Origin of the sequence: Arhodomonas sp. AD133 (assembly GCF_051195215.1) — a bacterium.
Lineage (GTDB): Bacteria > Pseudomonadota > Gammaproteobacteria > Nitrococcales > Nitrococcaceae > Arhodomonas.
This window is the reverse complement of the sequence record NZ_JBNAZM010000049.1, coordinates 1-21427: the sequence shown is the minus strand read 5'-3', so window position 1 is coordinate 21427 and position 21427 is coordinate 1. Positions and strand designations below refer to the sequence as shown.

The window sequence follows — 21427 nt, the reverse complement described above, 5'->3', positions numbered from 1 at the left end:
ATTAGCCAATTCTACACTAGGAACTATGCTCTTCGACGCCCCCTGGAGACATAAGGTTCCCGACGTAGTGTTGCAATGCTTGCGCAAGACCCGAGGCGCGATGAATACGCCGTGTGCTGGCGGTCACGAGAACCTCGGGGTCGGCGCCCAGCAGCGTCAGTGCCCGGCGGGCACGGGTAATGCCGGTATAGAGCAGCTCCCGGGTGAGCAATGGTCCCGGGTGCTCGGGGAGCACCATGGCGACGTGGTCGAACTCCGAGCCCTGGGATTTGTGCACCGTCATGGCGAAGACCGTCTCCACCGCCGTGAGGCGGCTGGGGAGCACGGCACGCGGTGCCTCGCCGGGCGCGCCCTCGAAGTAGACCCGCAGCCGGGGCGAATCGGGGGCGGGGAGGGCAATGCCCACGTCGCCGTTGTACAGGCCCAGGCGGCGGTCGTTGCGGGTGACCATGACCGGCCGCCCCGAATACCAGCCATCGCTCGCGGCGGCGAGGCCGTGGGCGCGTAGCGCCTCCTCGGCGAGCTGATTGATCCGCGCCACGCCCCATGGGCCCTGGCGCGTGGCACACAGCACGCGAAAGCGGTTGAATGCCGTTAGCAGCTCGGCGGGGGCCGCCGTGCCGTCACGGAGGAGGCTCAGGTAATCCGCATAGCCGTCGGTGAGCATGCGCGCGAAGGCGGGGTCGTCGGCGTCCGCGACGGCCCGCCAGGCCACGTCCTCGTGCGCGCCGGCGAGCGCCTCGCGCGCGGCGATGCCATCGCCCGCGTTGACGGCACCGGCAAGCCGGCCGATGCCGCTGCCGGCGTCGAAGCGGTAACTGTGGCGCAGCAGCGCGATGTGCTCGGCGAGGCCGCCGCGGCGGTCGCCGGGCAGATCCGGCGTATTCGCGGCATGGGCCAACCAGGCGCGGGTTGCCTCACCGTAGCCCGGGATCTCGGCCCCTGCGCAGAGATCGCCCAGCACCGCGCCGGCCTCCACGGAGGCGAGCTGGTCCTTGTCGCCAAGGAGAATCAGCCGCGCCGAGGCGGGTAGCGCGTCGAGCAGGGCGGCCATGAGCTCCAGGTCCACCATGGAGGCTTCGTCCAGCACCACGAGGTCGGTATGCAGCGGGTTGTGCCGGTGATGCCGGAAGCCGCGGGTGTCCGCGCGCGCGCCCAGCAGCCGGTGCACGGTGGTGACCTCGTTCGGCAGGGCGTCCCGGACCGGCTCGGGGCAGGGCAATGCGCCGAAGGTGCTTCGCAGGGACTCGCCGAGCCGGGCGGCGGCCTTGCCGGTGGGCGCGGCCAGGTGCACGCGTAACGGTGCGCCGCTGGCGGCGATCCGGCGTTCCTGCACGACCGCGAGCAGGCGGGCCACCGTGGTGGTCTTGCCCGTGCCCGGACCGCCGGAGATGACGGTGAACCGGGCGTCGACGGCCAGCGCGGCGGCGATCCGCTGCCAGTCGGCGTTGCCGTCACCGGGGCCGAAATAGCGTTCCAGCGCTTCCCGCACCGGTTCCGGTGGCGGGCGCTCGACGCCGAGGCGCTGACCAAGCGCCGAGGCCACGGCCTGCTCGTAGGCCCAGTAGCGCCGTAGGTACAGCCGCGACCCGTCGATGACCAGCGGTGCGTTGCCGTCACCGGTATCCACGGCATCCGAGGCGAGCAAGCGTTCGCGCCAGTCGTCGGCATCGACACCGGCCAGGAGCGCACTCGGGCGTGCCACGGTCGCGTCCGCGTGCTCCGGCGGCAGCGCCAGTTGCTCATCGGGCGTGGTGGCCAGCGCCGCGAGATCCATGCAGATATGCCCGCGTCCGAGCTGGTGGCTCACGAGTGCTGCGCTCAATGGTATCAACGGATCGTCCGCGGGGCGGTGCGCCTGCACGAATTGCGCGAGGGCGCGGTCTATCGGGCGCAACCAGCCGGCATCGGCGGCTGTGTCGATCCAGGCGATGAGCTCATGCATCGGCGGCCTCCCCGCGGAGCATCGCGTCGAGGCCTTCGATCAACCCCCGGGGCGGCTGCGTATGGAAGACGCCGCCGCCGTCGGGCATGGCCCGCAGAAAGAGGTAGAACACACCGCCCAGGTGGGCGTCGTAGTCATAGCCGGGCAGCCGTGCCCGCAACAGGCGATGCAGCGCGAGTGTGTAGAGCACGTACTGCAGGTCGTATCGGTGCTCGAGCATCGCTTCCGCCATCGCCGTCTGCGTGTAGGCGGCGGGCCCGTCGCCGAGATAGTTGGATTTGTAGTCGGCGAGGTAGTAGCGCCCGTCGTGCTCGAAGACCAGGTCGATGTAGCCGGTCAGCATGCCGTGGAGCCGGTTCGGGCGTAGCTGGGGGCGCGGCTGGCCGGGCCAGAGCGCTGCCTGCACGCGGGCGTCCACTTCCGCGATGGTCGCCTCCCGGGTGGCGATCAGGAATTCGAGCTCGGCCTGGATGTGCTCGCGGCCGAGCCGCGCGAGGCTCAGCCCGGGCAGCAGGGGGGCTTCCAGCACGGCGCGAAGGCCGGCGGTCAGCGATTCCGCCCAGGCGTCGAGCTGTCGGCGCCGGCAGCCTTCGGCGACGGCGACGGCGAGCCGGTCCGGCTCGGCGGCCAGCCGGTCGAAGCCGATCCCGGCCGCCCATTCCAGCAGGCCGTGGAGGAACGTGCCGGGCCGCGGGCCGCGGGGGAAAGCATGGAGGTCGCTTCTCGCGGTATCGCCGGGGACGGGGGTAGGGTCGGCGACCACTTCCACGTCCTCGCCCGGTGCCGGGTGTGGCGCGATGTCCGGTGCTTCGGCGCCGGCGAGCAGTGCCGTGTAGCTGCCGATCCACCAGCGTCGGTCGATATGACCGGTAAATTGCGCGGCCGGCCGCGGTGCCGCCTCTTCGCGTGGCGGCTCGAACCAGGTTGCGGGCGCCGGGTCGGGCGGCGTCGTGACGCTCACGGTGCCCCGCGAACCGCCGGCGAGCGCGGTAAGGCGCTGTTGCAGGTCATCGGGCTCGGCGGCGTCTTCGGTGACGCCCAGCAGGTGGCCGACCGCGGTCTCGTGCAGCACCGCGCGCTTGCCGTCGGCGAGCGCCGTAACGCCCACGCGGCAGAGGTGCGCGGCACGGGTGATGCCCACGTAGAGCAGGCGCAGGTCTTCGGCGAGCCGCTCGTGGGCGGCGCGTTGTTGTGCTTCCGCGGCGCCGTCCAGGCTGACGATGGCCTCGCCGGTGTCGGGGTCGTGCCAGCTATGGGCGCGTTCGCCGCGCCCGCCGTGATGCCGGCAGGCGAAGGGCAGGTAGACCACGGGGAACTCCAGGCCCTTGCTCTTGTGCACGGTGATCACCCGCACCAGGGATTCGTCGCTCTCCAGGCGCATGATCTGCTCGTCCGCCGTCGCCCGGCCCTCGTCACGGGCGTCGGCGAGATAGCGCATGAGCGCCTGCTCGCCTTCGAGAGCGGCGCTCGCCTGCTGCAGGAGCTCACCCAGGTGGAGGACGTTGGTGAGGCGGCGCTCGCCGTCGGCGCCGGCGAGCAGGTGTTGCGGAACCTTGTAGTCGCCCATGAGCCGTTCCAGCATCGGCAGCACCCCCTGACGCCGCCACAGGCGCCGATACCCCTGGAATCGTTCCACCGTGGCTTCCCAGGCGTGTTCGTTGGTGCGCAAGCGTTCCAGCTCGGGCCACGACAGTCCCAGCGTGGCGGTGGCGAGCGCCGCGCGCACGCCGGCGTCGTCCTCGGGGGCGGCGACCGCCTGCAGCCAGAAGCCCAGGTCGAGTGCTTCCGGCGACTGATAGACGGATTCCCGCAGGCTGAGATACACGCTCTTGACGTTGCGGCGGGCGAGCTCGCTGCGTACCGCCGCTGCCTCCTGCCAGCCGGGCACCAGTACGGCGATGTCCCGTGCGGCAACGCGGCGGAACGGTTTGTCCGGGTGCGCGAACCCGGTGTCGGGGTCGTCGAGCAGGCGGGCGATGTCCTCGGCGCAGCTTGCCGCCATGGCGGCTCGATAGGCGGTCTTGGTGAGCGGGGCATCGCCGCTGAGGTGCCTGAAGGTGAGCGCTGTCGGCTCGGTGTCACCGGTCACGAAGCGTTCGTCGCGCCCGTTGGTCGCTACCGGCTCGAAGGGAATGTCGGCCAGGGCGAAAGGGCCGCCGGCTGCCGCTGCTGCCGAGGCGAAAGTGTGATTGACGGCCTCGACCATGGGCGCGGCGGAGCGGAAGTTGCGCCCGAGGGTGTAGCGTGCCTCCGTGTCCCGGCGCGCGCGGAGGTAGGTGAAGATGTCCGCGCCGCGGAAGGCGTAGATGGCCTGTTTCGGATCGCCGATGAGGAACAGCCCGGTGCCGGGCTCGTCGTCCCCGGTGCGCGCGTAGACCCGCTGGAAGATGCGGTACTGCACCGGATCGGTGTCCTGGAACTCGTCGATGAGCGCGACCGGATAGGCGACGCGCAGCCGTTGCGCCAGGTGCTCGCCGCGATCCGGATCGGCAAGCGCTTCGTCGAGCCGCGTCAGCAGGTCGGAGAATGCCCATCGCGCCCGCTCGCGTTTCTCGCCGGCGAGGCGCTGGCGCACCCATGCCGTGGCGTCGGCGAGTAGTGGCGGGCGTAACCGCGGCAGTGATTCGAGCACCGCCGGCAGCTCGGCGAGCCGTTCGAAGGCCGGATGGGCGGGCGGACTCTCGCCGTCGCGGGCGGCTTCCGCGAGGCCTTCCGGCGTCAGGCGCTTGAGCCCCTGGCCGATGTCCGGTTTGTCCACGCTGTCGCTCTCCGCCCAGGCGGCGAGGGTGTCGATCCATTTGTTCAGCGTGGGTTTCTTGAGCTTGCGGCCGTCCAGGCGCTTGGCGGCGAGCGCGTCCAGAAGCCGGGTGCGGATGGTCTCGGCTTCCTGCCAGGCCGCCTTGATGGGGGCGACGGCGGAGCGCTGCGCCTCGCTCACCGACTCGATCACCTCACGGGCGTGCTCGCCGGGCGAGGCGGCGTGACGGGCCGGGGGTGGCGGGTCGAGCCGGTGCTCGCCCTCGATCAGGGGGCGAAGGTCGGCTTCCAACGCCTCCGGGCCCGACCAGATCCCGGTGACCGCTTCGGCCAGGGCCGGCGGCAGCGGATAGAAGTGGCTGCGCCAGTAGTCGCGCACCACCGTCTCGCGCAGCGCCGTCTCGTCGGTGAGCTCCACCTCGAAGGGGCTGGCCGCGTCGAAGGCGTACTCGCGGAGCACGCGCTGGCACCACGCGTGGATGGTGTGGATGGCGGCCTCGTCCATGAGCTGTGCGGCGATGTCCAGCCGCCGGGCACAGGCCTGGCGGTCCGACTCGTCGGGATAGTCCGCGAGTAGCGCCGTGAGCACCGGGTCGCCGGGCTCGGCGCGCCCGCGGAACACGCGGCTCGCCGCCTCCAGACGGTCGCGGATACGCCCGCGCAGCTCCTCGGTGGCGGCCTTGGTGAAGGTCACCACCAGAATCTCCGGTGGCAGCAGCGGCCGGCCGTAGGCCGTCGCCTCGTCGCCATGACCGAGGATCAGGCGAAGATACAGCGCCGCGAGGGTGAAGGTTTTGCCCGTGCCGGCGCTCGCTTCGATCAGACGGCGGCCGTGGAGAGGAAACGCAAGCGGTTCGAGAAGACGGCTCATGGCGTGGTGCGGCCCTCCGGGTCGCCGTGGATCGCCTGCCACAGGGGCAGATAGAGCCGTTCCGCCCAGGCCGGGAAGCCCTCGGCCATGGCCTGGAAGCTGGGGAAGGCGCGGGCCAGGTGGCGATTGGCTACCATCAGCGGGGCGCCGCCGTGGCCGGGTGGTTCCTCGTAGTGCTGATGCGCCCGGGCGAGCGCTTCATCCACTTCGCCGACCTGGCCGGTAAGCCGGAGCTTCGCCATCGGCAGACGCTGAGGCAGATATCCGTTCAGCGCCGGTCCGCGGGCAATGGGCAACGGCGAGCGCTGCGCTTCCCACCACGCCCGTATCAGGTCGTCGAGCAGTGCGCGGGCGCGTGGCTCGGTCAGTGGTGGCATCGAAAGCACCCGGTCGCGGCAGACCAGGCGCGTGGTCAGCGGCACGCCCCATGTGCAGGCGGCGAGGTGCCGGGGCCAGGCGCGCAGCCAGTAGTGGGCCTTGCCGCGGCCGCCGCCGTACTCCCCGGCATTGACCACGATGCGCACGGGACCGTCGGCGCCGTCGCGCAGATCGGCCAGCCAGTCACTGAGCGTGAGGGTGACCGCTGGCGAGACCGTGACCTTGTGGCCGATCTCCAGTGGCGGGCGGGGCCCGCCGACGTCGGCCGTTGCCGCCTGGTAGTGTTCCAGGGCCGTGGCAGCCTCGTCCGCGAGCGCATCGCGGGCGAGCTCGCCGAAGCCGGCGGCCGGCAGGGCGCCGGCGAGCCGCAGGCGCTCGGCGGATTCCTCCGCGGGGCGGTCTTCCGCGATAGCGGCCTTGAGAATGGCATCGATCTGGCGGTGGCGTACCAGCGCATCGCCGGCGAAGGGTTCATCGTCGGCGAGAGCTATCTCCTCGGTGCGAAGGTACACACCCAGGCGCTCGTGAAAGAAGACTTCCGCCGGCTCGGACAGCAACCGATCGAGCTGAACCAGGGCAAGGGGCGTCTCGGGCGGTGTGGGGGGCGGCAGGCCCACGTCGGCAGTGCCCGGCGTCGTCGGCTCGTGAACCCCGGCCCATTCGGCGGCGTACGTTGGCGGCAGCGCGTCCTCGCGGAAATAGCGGCGGCTGAACGGCTGCAACGGATGCTCGGTGGTCAGCGCGGCGAGCAGGCGCTCGCCGGCATCGTCGGCGTCGGGCGTATCCGTCTCCAGGTGCCAGCCGGCGGCGATGGTGTCTCGCAAGTGCCCGACGAGCACCGAGGGCGGGCGCGGGCTGTCGTCCTGCGGGTCGCGTCCGCAGTGGCTGATGTAGAGCTCGTCGCGGGCGGAGAGCACCGCTTCGAGGAAGAGATAGCGGTCGTCCTCGCGGCGCGACCGGTCCCCCGGCCGGGGCCGGCGCGCCATGAGATCGAAGTCCGGTACCGGGCGCTGGCGGGGGTAGTCGCCGTCGTTCATGCCCAGCAGACAGACCACGCGGAAGGGGATGGCGCGCATGGGCATGAGCGTGCACACGTTCACCCGCCCGGCAAGAAATCGCTGTGCGCCACTGTGCGCTTCCACATCCTCCCACAGTGCCTCACGGAGCACGGCGAGACTCACCGGCTCGTTCAGCGCGCCGGCTTCGCAGGCCGCCTGCCAGGTCGCCAGGGCCTCTTCAAGCACGCTGAGGTGGTGCTGCTCCTGCTCGTCGGTGGGCGCGAGCGTTCGCTGGAAGATGGCGAGCAGCCGTCGGACCCACTCATGGGGCAACGCCGGCTGCGCGAGCTCCGTGCGCGCGCCGGCCAGGCACTCGAGCACGGCGGCAAGGCGGCCGGCCAGGTCGGCTTCCAGACCGCCCACTTCCGGATACGGTACGACGTCGGACCAGGGGGCGCTGTCGCCGGCGGCATAGCCCAGCAGCATGCGCTGCAGGCCGAAGCGCCACGTGTTCTGCGTCTCGCCGGGCAGGTCGAAGGCCTCGCGTTGTTCGCCGTCCAGCCCCCAGCGAACGCCGGCGCCGTCGATCCAGCGCTGCAGCGTGGGCAGCTCCGCCTCGTCGATGGTGAAACGGGCACGGAATGCCGGCACTTCAAGCAGGTCGAGCACTTCGCTCGCCGTGAAGCGGTTCTCGGGGAGACTCAGCAACTGCTCGACGGCCTTGAGCAGCGGGGCGCTGCCCCGGGCGGGGCGGTCCGCGATGGAGTAGGGAATGCGCCGTGGATCGTCGTGCCCGTGCCGGCCGAATACGGCCTCGATGAGCGGCGCGTAGGCGGCGACGTCGGGCACCATCACGATGATGTCCCGCGGCTGCAGCTCCGGTAGGCGTTCGAAGGTGCGCAGCAGGTGATCGTGGAGCATCTCCACTTCCCGCAGTGGACCGTAGCCCGATTGAAAGACCACCGAGCGGTCGTCCTCGGCCACTGGCCGGCGCTCGGCGGGCGACGGCGGGGTCGGTTCGAGATCGAGCACGTCCTGCTGGATCTGCTGCAGCAGCGCGGCGGGCCCATTGGCGGGGGCGCGGTCGCGAAAGAGGTCGATCTGATCGTAGACGCTGGGATAGTCCTCCGGCGCGTCGTGGCCGTGGAGGAGATCGATGAAGTCCCGCCCCTGTCGGCCCCACGCCGCGAGCAGGGGATTGGCGTGCAGGTGCAAGCTCGATTCATCGAGCATCTCGGGCAGCCCGGCCTTGCGCCTGTGTCGCCCCCGCCGCAGCCCTTTCCGCAGGGCCTCCGCCGGATCGATGACATCCCCCCAGAAATAGCGGCAGGGATTCATCACCAGCAGTGTCACCTCGCAGACCCGCCCGAGCGCGACCAGTGCCTCGAGCTGTGCCGGCGGCAGTGCCGACAACCCGAAAACGAAAAGCCGGGGCGGCAGCACGTCGGCCAGCGCTTCCGGCGGCTGCGAGCTCAAGGCGTCGGTGAACGTCCGGAAGACCAGACCGCGGCGCTCGTCACGCCGGTCCGCAGGAACGTCGGCGAGCACCGCGCGCCACAACGCGGGCTGCCACGGCGCCAGGTTCTCGACCGCCTCCGCCGTCGCCTCGCCTGCGGCCCACGCGTCCAGCCAGTCCGGCCGGTACACCTGGTACTGATCGAAGAGATCCGCCAGCCGCGCGGCGAGCTGCCAGCGCCGGCGGCCGTCCGGGTCGTCGGCCAGGTAGTGGGCAAGGGGCGCGAAGGTCTCCGGCTCGCCGCGGACGACCTCGGGCAGCAGCCGCATGAGCCGCCAGGTGAGCTGGGCCTTCTCGAACGGCGAGTCCGCCAGGGATTCCCGCGCCAGCACCTGCTGGCAGCTCTCCCACAGAAAACGCGACGGCAGCACGAACCGGGTGGACGCGCTGATACCCAGCGCATCGTCATCCGCCAGCGCCAGCCGCAGCCACTGCGCCATGCCGTGGCTCTGGATCAGGAACGTCTCCGGCGTCAGCGGCGGCAGCGGATCGCCGGCAATCCGGTGCACCACCACGTCCCGCAGGTCTTCCATGTGGTTGCCGTGGATGACGATGAAGCCGGGCATGGTTCCTCACTGCGAACGCCGTCCCCGGCATGGTACCGGATGTCATTGCGAACGGGGTTCACATTGGGGCGACCCATGTCCTTTCGTGACGACCGATGGGATCGGTTCGCTTTCGTGCCGGACCCACGGTCCGGGTAGGGATTCTTTTGCACGCAGTGAAAGTATCGATATACTGAATATCTGGCGCGGCTGCACAGTGCGGATGAGCCGCGGACAAGGAAGAACGCTGACGTCGCAGGGGATGCGGACCTCTCCTCAAGTAACTCTCCCACGACAGACCTTCGAGCTGCATGACACGCCTCCGTCATCTGGGCGTGGTCTGCATCGTCGGTTCGTCTTGGGCGCGACACCCACCGCGGCACGTATGTCGCCGTGCCGGTAATGTCGCTGATTGGCCCCACCTGCGCGCAATCAAAGCAAACTGATAGAACGCTCCAGGGGGCATCAGTGAGAATCTGGTCGCGTATTCGGATATGCGTGTTGGGGGTGGTGTGTCTTGCCGGTGCCGCTAATGCCAGCGGGTTTACCGAGACACCCGACATCGTCGTCGAGCCGGACTTCTGTTCCCTCTACCCGATCACGGTACCCAATGAACTGCTTCAGGGAGCGTCTCCCGGGCAAACCTTCCGGCGAGTGCGCCTGGGTACCAGACCGGGCAACTACAGTTGGCTGAGCTGGACCGGTCGTACCGACGCCAACACGCTCGAAGCCAGCCTGATTCCTCCCGGCGATAGCCATACTTATGCTAATCCGGACGACGCCTCGGATGGGCGGCTCGACGTTGCCGACTGGGTCCAGGGTGCGCCCGGGGTCAAGAACAGCCGCGGTGTTCGCGACCGGGCCGATGCCTTGCTCGGGCGCAATATCATCGTGCCCGTATGGGGTGAGGTGCGTGGTCAAGGCGCCCGCTTTGACTACAAGACAGCGCGCTTCGCGGTCATCTCCCTGAGTGACTACCGGTTCAACGGCAAGGGCTATATCAGCTTCTCCTTCGTGCGGTTCACGAAGTGCTACAACAGCAAGCCGTCCGCCCTCGGTCAGACGGTGACTACGGAGGAGGACGAGCCGATCACGTTCGACCTCCAGGCCGAGGATCCCGACGGTGACGAGCTGCACTACGAAGTTCTCGATGATCCCGAGCACGGCACGATCGAGGCCGCCAACCAGACGATTACTTACCAACCGGCGCCTGGCTACCATGGTGACGACAGCCTGACTTTCCGGGTACACGACGGTGAACAGCTTTCCAATGTCGCCACCGTCAGCATTGTCGTCGAGAAAGTGAACGAGCCGCCGGTGATCACCAGCGAACCGGTGGTGACGACACCGGAGCAGAGCGACTACCAGTACCCGGTATTGGTCGAAGATCCCAACGACGATCCAATCGCCTATTCCCTCGACCGCTCTCCGGTTGGCATGGAGATCGGCAACGATACTGGCGTGGTCGAATGGCTACCACAGGACGAGTACGTCCAGACGGTGCCGACCTTCAACGACGAGTGCTATGTCGTGCCAACCGGCGCGGTAAAGGTCTATGAGGAAGGTGACCAGGATAGCGGGGTCGCCTACATGCCCCCGATATTCCGCCGTGTTCAGCAGGCGATCGAGTCGGGGGGGCAGTACACCGCGGAAGAGGCCGTGGAGTGGCACGAGCGCAAACAGTGTCTGGGCTGCCATGTGCAGACGCAGAGCCTTCTGGGGCTGGCGTCGTCCCGTGACAAAGCGGATGTGGACGAGCAGGCGAGTGCCTACCTGCTGGATGTCATGCTCGATAGCCAGCAGAACGACGGCACCATCCGGTTGAGTCACCCGAATGCTTCGAAGATGCAGACGGCGCTCGCTCTGTGGTCCCTCAATGCCACCGACGCTGAGCGGACCTTCGCTACGCGGACCGATGCCCTGGCTTACATGTGGGGCGTGCGTCGGCAAAGCGGTGAGCAGACGTACTGGACGCGTGACCATACCGATGGGTACTGGCGCTGGGACGACGTCATCAATGCCATGGTGGCTCAGTCTGTCGCACATCTGCTCGCGGACGGTGAGGACATTGCTCCCACGCCCGATCAGCAGGCGGTGATCGACAACTACCGGGCCGAGCTGCCGAGGCTGGCGGAATACTATCTGGCACGGTACCAGGACCACAGCGACGAGAACCTGGTGAATGCGTTCCGACTGATGGGGCTGGCCGAGCTGCGCCCGCACATCACCGATTCCGCCTTGCTGTCGCGTGTGGAGGCCGCCATCGACGAGCTGGATGCGCTGCTTCGATCGCGGCAGGTGGCCGACGGCGGCTGGAACCGGACTGGCGGTAGCGGCACGGGGGATCCGTTGACATCCGCCTGGGTGGGCATGGCGCTGGATTACGAGAATCCGCCGTTAACGGATCCCGTCGTCACCGCGAACATCGAATTTCTGCTCGACGCCCAGAGTCCGTCGGGAACGTGGGTCACCAACAGTGGCTTGTTCAACACCCATCTGGCGACCACAAGCCTGGTCATGGCCTATCTGCCGGTGGCGCTCGAGTTTCTCGGCAATCCGGATGTTCGAACCGGCGATATCCTGCTCTCGGAAGGGGACGCCGGCGTTCACGCGCTGACCGCGACCATTACCAACCGCGGGCTGGCGGACATCATCGCGCCGCTCACCGTGAATTTCTACAACGGCGAGCCTGCCAATGGCGATTTGCTTGGCTCTGCCGAGTTGACCGGTCTGGCCAGCGGTGCGACGAGGCGTCCCACCATCGAGGTGGAAGACGCGCGGCTGACCGATGACGTCTACGTATCCCTGGACGTGAGCGATGTCGCCGACGAATGCCAGATAACCAACAACCAGAGCCGCGCCGCCCTGGTGCGCGTGCGCGCCGCCGATCCCGATGACGCCTTCGACACCCAGGTGTTCACACTCAACGTCAATGACGTCAACGAGCCCCCCGAGATCGTCAGTGCGCCGCCCACCGAGCTGCAGGGCGGGCAGTCCTACGACTACCAGGTGCAGATCGCCGACCCGGACGTGGGTGATGCCCACACCTACGCCGTGGAAACCGGACCGGCGGGACTGTTCATCGACCCGCATACCGGTGCGTTCAGCTCGGAGCCCGCCGGCGTGGTGCCCGGTGCCCACGAGGTGGCCGTGAGTGTCACGGATCTTCGCGGCGCCACCGACCGCCAGACGTTCACTCTCACCGTCCACGAGAATCAGCCACCGGAGATCACGACGTCCGCGGTCATCCGCGGCGACGAAAGCGATGGCTACCAATATGACGCCGACGCCAGCGACTCGAATCCGGGTGATGAGCTGGAGTGGGGAATCGAACACGGCCCGGACGATTTGGAGGTCGATCGCGAGTCCGGCGCATTGGTCTGGACGAATCCCGGCGACTTCGTTGACAACCGTGTGGATACTAACCGCTACTGCCGGGGCAATCCGGTTTCCGGCACCTTGGACCCCGTGCTCCAGTGGCAGTGGCAGGGCGGTCCTGGAATTGAAGACTATGTGAATGTTTACGGACCGGTCGTCGTCGGCCAGCTCACCGATGACAATGCCGACGGTCAGATTGACCTCCGTGATACGCCTGATTTGGTTTTCGCTGCATCCGATAGCGCGGCAAAGAACGCCCTGGTGGCGGTCAGTGGCGATGACGGCCGAACAATCTGGAAAAACACGAATGCCGATATATCACCGTATGCGAGCGCAGCGCTCGGTGATATCGATCGCGACGGGATTGTCGAGATCGTCATCGTAGGTTCGCAAAGGCATACGTTAACGGCTTTCGAGCACGATGGCACGCCTAAATGGACTGCGCCAGCAGGACCCAGTCGTAGTGGTTTTCCGACGGACGGTATTAGTATCGCCGACCTGAATTCAGACGAAGTGCCGGAAATCGTCCTCGGCAACCGAGTCTACACCAGTACGGGAGACTTGCTCTGGAAAGGTGACAAGGACTATGGCGGCTCGGCCGCTTACGGTGTGGTGCCCGTCGTTGCTGATATCGATCGGGACGGAAAGTCGGAAGTCGTGGCCGGGCGAACGGTTTACGGAAGTAATGGTGAAGTTCTGTGGCACGCGAATGAGATCCCGTTCGATGGCTACAATGCCGTCGGTGACTTCGATGCTGACGATGACCCGGAAATTGTTCTTGTCGCATCAGGATCCGTATATCTCCTGGAGCATAATGGCGATTTGAAGTGGGGGCCGGTTCGTTTGCCGGGTGGCGGTAATGGAGGACCGCCGACGATCGGCGATTTCGATGGCGATGGACAAGCCGAAATCGGCGTGGCGGGAGCCGACAACTACGTTGTCTTGGAAGGATCGGGCAAGGTCAAGTGGACGAGTTTCACTCAGGATAGTAGCTCACACCGGACGGGGGCGACCGCATTCGATTTCGAGGGCGATGGCCGGCTAGAGATTCTGTACGCCGACGAGCTCGCGTTCTATGTCTTTGATGGGCGTACCGGGGAAACCCGGCTCGAAATGGCCAATGGATCAGGTACCGTCCTGGAGTATCCGTTGGTCGTCGACCTCGATAAGGATGGTCAAGCCGAAGTCGTCGTTACATCAGGCGGTGACGGCGGTGGCCGCGGCGTCCGCGTGTTCGAATCCGAGAGCGGCTCCTGGGCACCCACCCGTTCCATCTGGAACCAACATGCCTATTCCATCAATAACGTCAACGACGATGGCACGATCCCCGCGAATCCGGAGCCGAGCTGGCTGTCGCACAACACGTATCGGTTGAATGCTTTTCCGGATCGCCCCGCGCTGGCCCAGCCGGATCTCACCGTCCACGGAATAACCTACGACGAAACCACGCAGGCGCTTACCGTCACCGTCCTGAATCGTGGTCTGGCGCCGGTGACACGGCCGGTCGAGGTCAGGTTCATTCACGAGCACTTCTGGAACGGCGACGCCGAGCTGGGTACGACGACCGTGGATGGTCTGGCGGCGGGTGAGTCGCGGGCAGTATCCCTGACCGTCGACGATGAGACGCTTGTTCAGGCGGTGCGCGCCGAGCTCAACGTGTCCAACGGCATCGACGAATGTGCCACGGACAACAACAGTACCCGGGCCGCAATCGTCGATCTGCGGGTCTACGATCCGGCCGGGTTGTACGACCGTCAGAAATACGCGTTCTCCATTTCCGACGTAAACGAGTCACCGGAGATCACAAGTGCTCGTATAAGCGGCGCTACCGTCGGCGAACCATATTCCTTCCAGGTGACCGTCGAGGATCCGGACCGTGGCGACGGGGTCGTCTACCGGTTGGAGAATGCGCCGGACACACTGCAGATCGGCCGCTACAGTGGGCGGATCACCGGCACTCTCGACGCGGAAGGCGGGCATCTGTTCAGGATCGTCGCGACCGACCTCTCTGGCGCCGAGGATGTGGAGACTCACGCCCTATCCGTCGCAGCGCCGGACAACTACGCCCCGGAGATCACGTCCACGCCGGTGACCAGCGTCCTGGCCGGTGACGCGTACTACTACGCCGTGACCGCCACCGATGAGGACGGCGACGCGTTGACCTATACACTGAGCAACGCACCGGATGGCATGACCATCGACAGTGGCACCGGTGAAGTCGAGTGGTCGCCGGTGTTCGATCAGGTCGGCCAGCATCCCGTGGAGGTCACCGTGGTGGATGCGCGCAACGCGTCCACCCACCAGACGTTCTCCGTCGAGGTGACCGACCCCAATGCGGGCAATGCGCCGCCCACGATCACCAGTGTGCCTTCCGGTGTGGCCGTTGCCGGAAACGTGTTCACCTACCAGGTGGAAGCCACCGACCCGGATGGCGACGATCTTAGCTACCGGCTGGAACGCGCGATTCCGGCCATGACCCTCGATGATGCCGGCCTGTTCGAGTGGCTGCCCGAAGCGAGCCAGGAGGGCGAGACCTTCGTCGTCGATATCATCGTCGAGGACGGCCGCGGCGGCTCCGCTACCCAGACACTCACACTGCCGGTGAACGCGGGCGCCAATAGCCCACCCACGATTACCAGTACGCCGGCACTCAGCGTCAACGCGGGTGAGAATTACGAGTATCGGCTCCAGGCCTCGGATCCGGATGGCGATACCGTGAGCTTCCGGCTCGATACCGCACCCATTGGGATGACCATGGCCGCGGGTGGTTTGGTGCAGTGGACGCCCACCTCGCCGCAGGTCGGACGTGCGCATGAAGTGGTCGTGTTCGCGGAGGACGCCAGAGGTGCGGTATCCACCCAGTCGTTCAGCATTGCGGTGAACGAGGCCGGGGAGCCCAATGAACCACCGCGCATTCTCAGCGCGCCGCGGTCGCCCGCCCTGGTCGGGGAAACGTACGAGTACCAGGTGACTGCGGTGGACGAGGACGGCGACGAGCTTTCCTACACCCTCCCGGACGCCCCATCCGAAATGGTAATCGACGACGCCGGCCTGGTGTCATGGACACCGTCGGCGCCGGGGGAACACGCGGTGGCCGTGAACGTCAGTGACGGCCGGGCTCATGCAACCCAATCCTTCACGCTGGCCGCCGTGGAGTCCGACGGCAGTAACAGTTACCCGGACATCACGAGCACGCCGGCCACCGAGGCGCTCGCCGAGTACCAATACACCTACCAGGTCATCGCCACCGATGCCGACGGCGACGCACTGACGTTCGGGTTGGCCGCGGCGCCGACAGGGATGAGTATCGACGATAACGGCCTGGTCAGCTGGACACCGGCGGCCGAGCAGGTGGGCAGTCATACCGTCGAGGTCTACGCCGGCGACGGCACGGGCCGCGCCGTGCAGACTTACCAGCTCCGGGTCGAGGAAGCCTCGGCGGAGTTGGGTGTGCACATCGCTCTGGATCCGCCCACGCTGGAGCCCGGCGAGAGCGCCACGCTCACGGTCACCACGTCGGGGGCGGCCGGCGGCGCCAGTGTCGAGGCCACGCTGGACGGCGATCCGCTGCCGCTGGACGACCTGGGGCAGGCGGTGATCGACGCCCCGGCGATCGGCGGTCACACCGTCGAGGTTACCGCCACGGACGATCGCGGCAGCGTAACGGAGACTTTCGATTTTTCCGTCGGCGATCCCGACGACACCGAGGCGCCGGTAGCGACCATCCACGCCCCCGCGCGCAATACCGAGATTACCGCGCCGGCGGATGTCGTCGCCTCGGTCTCGGACGCGACGCTGACTTCCTACGAACTGGCCTATCGCCCCAAGGGCGGCGAGGACTGGACCTTGCTGGCCACGGGCAGTGACAACGTCGACGAGCAGGCCGTGGCAAGCTTCGACCCCACGCTGCTGCACAACGGCATCTACGAGGTCCGGCTCGTCGCCACCGATGCCGGCGGCAAGCGGACGACCGACCATACCCAGGTGGTCGTGGATGGTGAGCTCAAGGTCGGCCACTTCTCGCTCACCTTCGAGGATCTATCCGTGGATCTCGCCGGCATTCCGGTTCGCGTCACGCGTACCTACGATACCCGGCAGCGGTCGCAATCCCTCGATTTCGGCCATGGCTGGAGCGTTGGCTACCAGAACGTTCACCTGCAGGAGTCGCGCACCATCGGCTTCGCCTGGTCGCTGAACGAGTACGACACCGGGGTCTTCTCGGATTGGTGCGTCGAGCCTGATGGCGACCCGGTAGTTACTGTGCGGTTGCCCTCCGGCGAGGTCGAGAAGTTCCGGCCGCGGGCGGAGCCCCACTGCACCAGTATCACACCGACGATCGACGTGCGCCTTGTCTTCGAGCCCATCGACGGCACTGACTCCACCCTGGAGCAGACGGCCTACGGCATGCTGCGCCTGGTCAATGGCCATATCATGAAGCTCGGCGAGGCGGAACCGGTGGATCCGGACGCCTACCGCCTGACGACATCCGACGGCATGGTCTACGAGCTCGACCAGGGCTTCGGCATTCGCCGGATCATCGAGCCGGGTGGCGAGTACATCGAGTACTCCGGCAGCGGCATCGAGCACAGCCAGGGCTATGCCATCGACTTCGAACGGGATGCCCACAATCGCATCACCGCCGTGGTCACGCCCGACGGCCGTCGCGTCGAATACACCTATACCGTCTTCGGCGATCTCGAGACGGTCACCGATCTGTCCGGCAACACGACCGAGTTCAGCTACCTGTGGCGTCAGCCACACTATCTGGACGAGGTTACCGACCCGCGCGGCGTGTCGGCCACCCGCATGGAGTACGACGAGGACGGACGCCTGCTGGCGGTGATCGACGCCGACGGCAACCGCATCGAGTACGAGCACGACCTTGCCGGACGCACGGAGGTAGTTCGCGACCGCCGCGGCAATCCCACCACCTACGTCTATGACGATCAGGGCCGGGTGCTCGCAGAGACGAACCCACTCGGCGAAACTATCACGCGTACCTACAACGAGGAAGGCGACGTCCTAACCGAGACCAACGACCCCGGCGAGACCACCACCTGGACCTATGACGAGCGGGGCAACCGTCTCACCGAGACCAACCCCATGCAGCAGACCACCACGTTCACCTACACGGACAACGGTCGGCTGCTCACCGAAATGGATCATCTCGGCAATCCGGTGGTGACCAATACCTATGACAGTGGCACCCACAAGCTCGCCAGCACCACCGATGGGGCGGGTAACACCACCCGGTTCCACTGGGACGGCACAGGCAGTTGCAGCGCCGGTGCGAGCCGCGGTTTCACCAACGCGGAGAACAAGCGCCACACCATCCAGCCGGTCTGCTCGGGGCCATTCGCGCACCTGCCCAGCTACGAAATCGACGTCAACGGCGTGCGCACGGACTACCGCTACGACAGCGCCGGCCGCAAAGTCTCGGAGACGGTCACGCGCACCGATGCCGACGGCAACACGGTCACGCTGGTCACCCGTTACGAGTATGACGCCGAAGGCCGGGTGACCAGGGTCATACACCCGGATCAGACGGAGACCATCACCGAATACAACCGCATCGGCAAGGTGGCTGCGGAGATCGATGCCGAAGGCCGGCGCACCGAATACGAGTACGACGCGCGCGGCAACCGGGTACTGACTCGGTATCCGGACCAGACCACCGAGACCCGGGCGTATGACAAGGCCGGCAACGTGGTTTCGCGCACCGACCGCGCCAATCGCGCCACCACTATGGTCTACGACGCGGCCAACCGCCTCGTCGAGACCCATTATCCGGACGGCACCGCCACCTACAACGAGTACGACGGGGCGGGGCGGCTGAAGGCGACCATCGACGAGCGCGGCCATCGCACCGAATACGCGTATGACCGAGCGGGCCGGCGGACGCTGGTGCGTGACCACCTGGGCAACGAGACCCGCTACGAGTACGACGTGCGCGGCCGGCGCATTGCCACGATCGACCCCCGGGGCAAGCGCACCGAGTATGAGTACGACAACGCCGGCCGCCTGGTGGAGACCCGCTACCACGACGGCACCCACACCCGCGCCACCTACGATGGCCTGGGGCGCAAGGTCAGCGAGACCGACGAGCGTGGGCGGACCACGCACTTCGGGTACGACCCGCGGGGCAACCTGATCGAGGTCACCGACGCGGCGGGCGAGACGACGACCTATACCTACGACGAGCAGGGCAACAAGCTCACCCAGACGGATGCCGAGGAGCGTACGACCACCTGGGCCTACGACCCCATGGGCCGGGTGATCAGCCGCACGTTGCCGCTGGGCCAGACCGAGACGTTCGCCTACGACCGTGCCGGCAACCGCACGCGCCACACCGACTTCAACGGCGAGACCACCACGTACACCTACGACCGGATGAACCGGGAAGTGGCCCGCCACTACGAGGACGACCCGGCGGTGACCACCACCTACACCGCCACCGGGAAGGTGAACACCGTCACCGACGGCCGCGGTGCCACCGACCACACGTATGACCGGCGCGACCGGCTCACCCGCATCGATTACCCGGACGGCGGCTACGTCGAATACGCCTACGACCAGGCCGGCAACCGCACGGCAGTGCGCACCGCGCACGGCGAGACCCGTTACGACTACGACGCGGTCAACCGCCTCGCCAGCGTCACCGACGCCAACGGCAAAACCACCTATGGCTACGACCGCGCGGGCAACCGCACCCGGGTCACCCATCCCAACGGCGTGGAGACCACCTACGCCTACGACGACCGCAACCGGCTTACCCGCATCGAGACGGTAAACGCCGCCGGCGACGTGTTGCAGGGGCTCACCTACACCTTCAACGACAACGGCACCCGGGCACAGCTCGCCGAGGACAGCGGCCGGACCGTGCGCTACAGCTACGACCGGCTCGACCGCCTGGTGGAAGAGGCCGTTACCGACCCGACCTATGGCGATCGCACCACGAGCTGGACCTATGACAAGGTAGGCAATCGCCTCACCGAGGCCACTACCACCGCCAGCGGCACCGAAACGGTCACCTACGAGTACGACCGCAACGACCGCTTGCTGGAGGAGATTGGTCCGGCAGGCACCACCACCTACGCCTACGATGCCAACGGCAACCTCACCCGGCGCACCGCCCCGGATGGCACGACCGCCTACACATGGACCGATGGCAACCGCCTGGCCCGGGCCGACGAGGGCAACCGGACCGTACAGTACACTTACGATACCGACGGCATCCGCCAAAGCCGCACGGTCGATGGAGTGACCACCGACTTCCTGGTGGACCCCAACCGGGCGTACGCCGAGGTGATCGCGGAGGAGGACACCTCCGGCAATCCACTTGCCCGCTACACCCATGCCAGGGATCTAGTGGCGCAGCGCCGCAACGGCACGGCCGCCTACAACCACGCTGACGGTCTCGGCAGCACGCGTTTACTTACCGATGCCTCTGGCACTGTCACCGACCGCTACGTTTACGAGGCGTTCGGTGAGATGGAAGCCGAATCCGGTAGCAACGAGAACGACTACCGGTTCGCCGGCGAGGTGCTCGACGACGAGCTTGGGCTGTATTACCTGCGGGCACGGCATTATAACCCAAGTATTGGACGTTTTACGGGGATGGATCAATGGCCGGGACTGCGGGCTGACCCATCTACGCTGCATAGATATAGCTATGTCCATAACGACCCGGCTAATAATGTCGATCCTAGTGGCTATATGACATTGGGCAGTACAGCTAGCAGTCTCAACGCGATGGGGACTCTCTCCGGAATCGCATTGCCTAGCATTGGGCAATATGCGTTGAGAACGACCTTTAAACGGCTAATGTTGGCAGTGGGGACTGCCGCTGTTGCGCACATTGGTGGTTATCTGGCAACAAAGGAGAGGGGCAAGAAAGAAGCACGTTCGGAGCTTAAGAATAAAGTATTGAGAGAAACGTCACGACGCAGAGGAACTGTGTTGTATCACTATTCTGATCGGGGAGCTGTGATGGAGATACTTGGCACTAGCACGATGTACTGTTCAAATCCATATAAAGGGCGCCTGGGAGGAGGCCGTACATATCCCGCGGGAGCGTATGCTACGGATATTTATCCATGGAGCGACGACTATACACAGAGAGACCTTAAATCGATTTTTTACGGTGGAAACAAAGGGCGAGACGTAAGTTGGTTTGTTGCAATAGATGGTGAGGAATTTTATCAATACATGGGGTCTCAATGGGTACGTCAATGCCCCGCAGGGTCTGCCATAGAGGTGGAGCCGTATCTGATTGGACCAAATTTGATGGAGCCATGAAATGATCGAAGTGTATCTCACTGCGAGCAGGTTTTACGGCGATGGTTACGCTCATACAGTAGGTCAAGAAATTTTGGTTTCTGAACAAGAGCTGGCTGGTGGTGCGCATAATTTTAATTACGAAGGAGATATGAATGGGGTGCTTCACGCTGAGGTTAAGTTTTTCGGTGTTTTTGGTGAGCAGGAGGGTGGGATAGGAAGGGGCAACTTCAGTCTCTTTGCAGGTGGTGATCAACTGTTAAATGTTGGTGGTTTTTTTACTCAAGTGCCGCTCGCGGTTGAGGTTTACGTGAATAGTGTCGACTGTTGGTTAGCTGTTCATGCGTCCATTCAAAGGCGTGATTGATTTCGTTAAGTTGCCGGCCGTAATAGAAATATTATGATATGATGCCCATTTGCGGTGCGGTTGGTTTCATCGAGGCCGGACATAGCAGATCGCATCTTCGATGCTTTCGTCGGGGAGGCCAAAACACTGCTGAGGATGTACATTCATGGCATCCCCTTCAGCCCGATCGGCGGACGGCCGGGGCCGCCCCGACTGTCAGGCTAGTTGGAACCTCACCCGATGGTAGGGTGTTATGCTAATCCTTTAGAAAGTAATGTCATGTGCAATCGTGTATCGACAAGCTGGGTGATGGAAGAACGATTGCACCAATTGGGGCAGTTTCTGAATACGCCTGAGCGTACTGAGCGCGATGCGCTTCATTTGCTCGAGATTGTCCACGCCGCGGCGGCCGAGAT

Annotated in this window: 5 protein-coding genes; 2 read left to right on the top strand and 3 right to left on the bottom strand. The window is 65.9% G+C overall.

Translation table 11 applies throughout. The features are described 5' to 3' along the window. Positions 1-16 precede the first annotated feature (16 nt). The 3 genes from recD to recC are packed head-to-tail and all read right to left on the bottom strand — an operon-like array spanning position 17 to position 9031. Entirely contained in the window at positions 17-1945 is a 1929-nt protein-coding gene (gene recD / locus ACPEES_RS19305; RefSeq protein WP_435105280.1) for an exodeoxyribonuclease V subunit alpha, read from the bottom strand. Beyond that, positions 1938-5573 carry an exodeoxyribonuclease V subunit beta gene (recB, locus tag ACPEES_RS19300; protein WP_435105278.1) on the bottom strand — a complete coding sequence of 1212 codons (3636 nt, stop codon included), beginning with the start codon at positions 5571-5573 and terminating at the stop codon, positions 1938-1940. Before recB ends, recD begins: the two co-directional genes overlap by 8 nt. Continuing rightward, on the bottom strand, positions 5570-9031 hold the full coding sequence (gene recC / locus ACPEES_RS19295; RefSeq protein WP_435105275.1) for an exodeoxyribonuclease V subunit gamma: 3462 nt from the start codon (positions 9029-9031) through the stop codon (positions 5570-5572). The genes recB and recC overlap by 4 nt, the downstream gene beginning before the upstream one ends. A gap of 447 nt (positions 9032-9478) precedes the next feature. On the opposite strand from recC, the gene ACPEES_RS19290 reads away from it, so the two are divergent. Beyond that, positions 9479-20686 carry a putative Ig domain-containing protein gene (locus ACPEES_RS19290; protein WP_435105273.1) on the top strand — a complete coding sequence of 3736 codons (11208 nt, stop codon included), beginning with the start codon at positions 9479-9481 and terminating at the stop codon, positions 20684-20686. A 1-nt stretch (position 20687) separates the two neighbouring features. After that, complete coding sequence (locus ACPEES_RS19285; RefSeq protein ID WP_435105271.1) at positions 20688-21032, top strand: hypothetical protein; 345 nt, start codon at positions 20688-20690, stop codon at positions 21030-21032. Positions 21033-21427 lie beyond the last annotated feature (395 nt).

Coding starts and splice junctions, on each gene's coding strand:
- recC (WP_435105275.1), bottom strand. CDS start 9,031: ATGCCCGGCTTCATCGTCATCCACGGCAACCACATGGAAGACCTGCGG.
- recB (WP_435105278.1), bottom strand. CDS start 5,573: ATGAGCCGTCTTCTCGAACCGCTTGCGTTTCCTCTCCACGGCCGCCGT.
- ACPEES_RS19285 (WP_435105271.1), top strand. CDS start 20,688: ATGATCGAAGTGTATCTCACTGCGAGCAGGTTTTACGGCGATGGTTAC.
- recD (WP_435105280.1), bottom strand. CDS start 1,945: ATGCATGAGCTCATCGCCTGGATCGACACAGCCGCCGATGCCGGCTGG.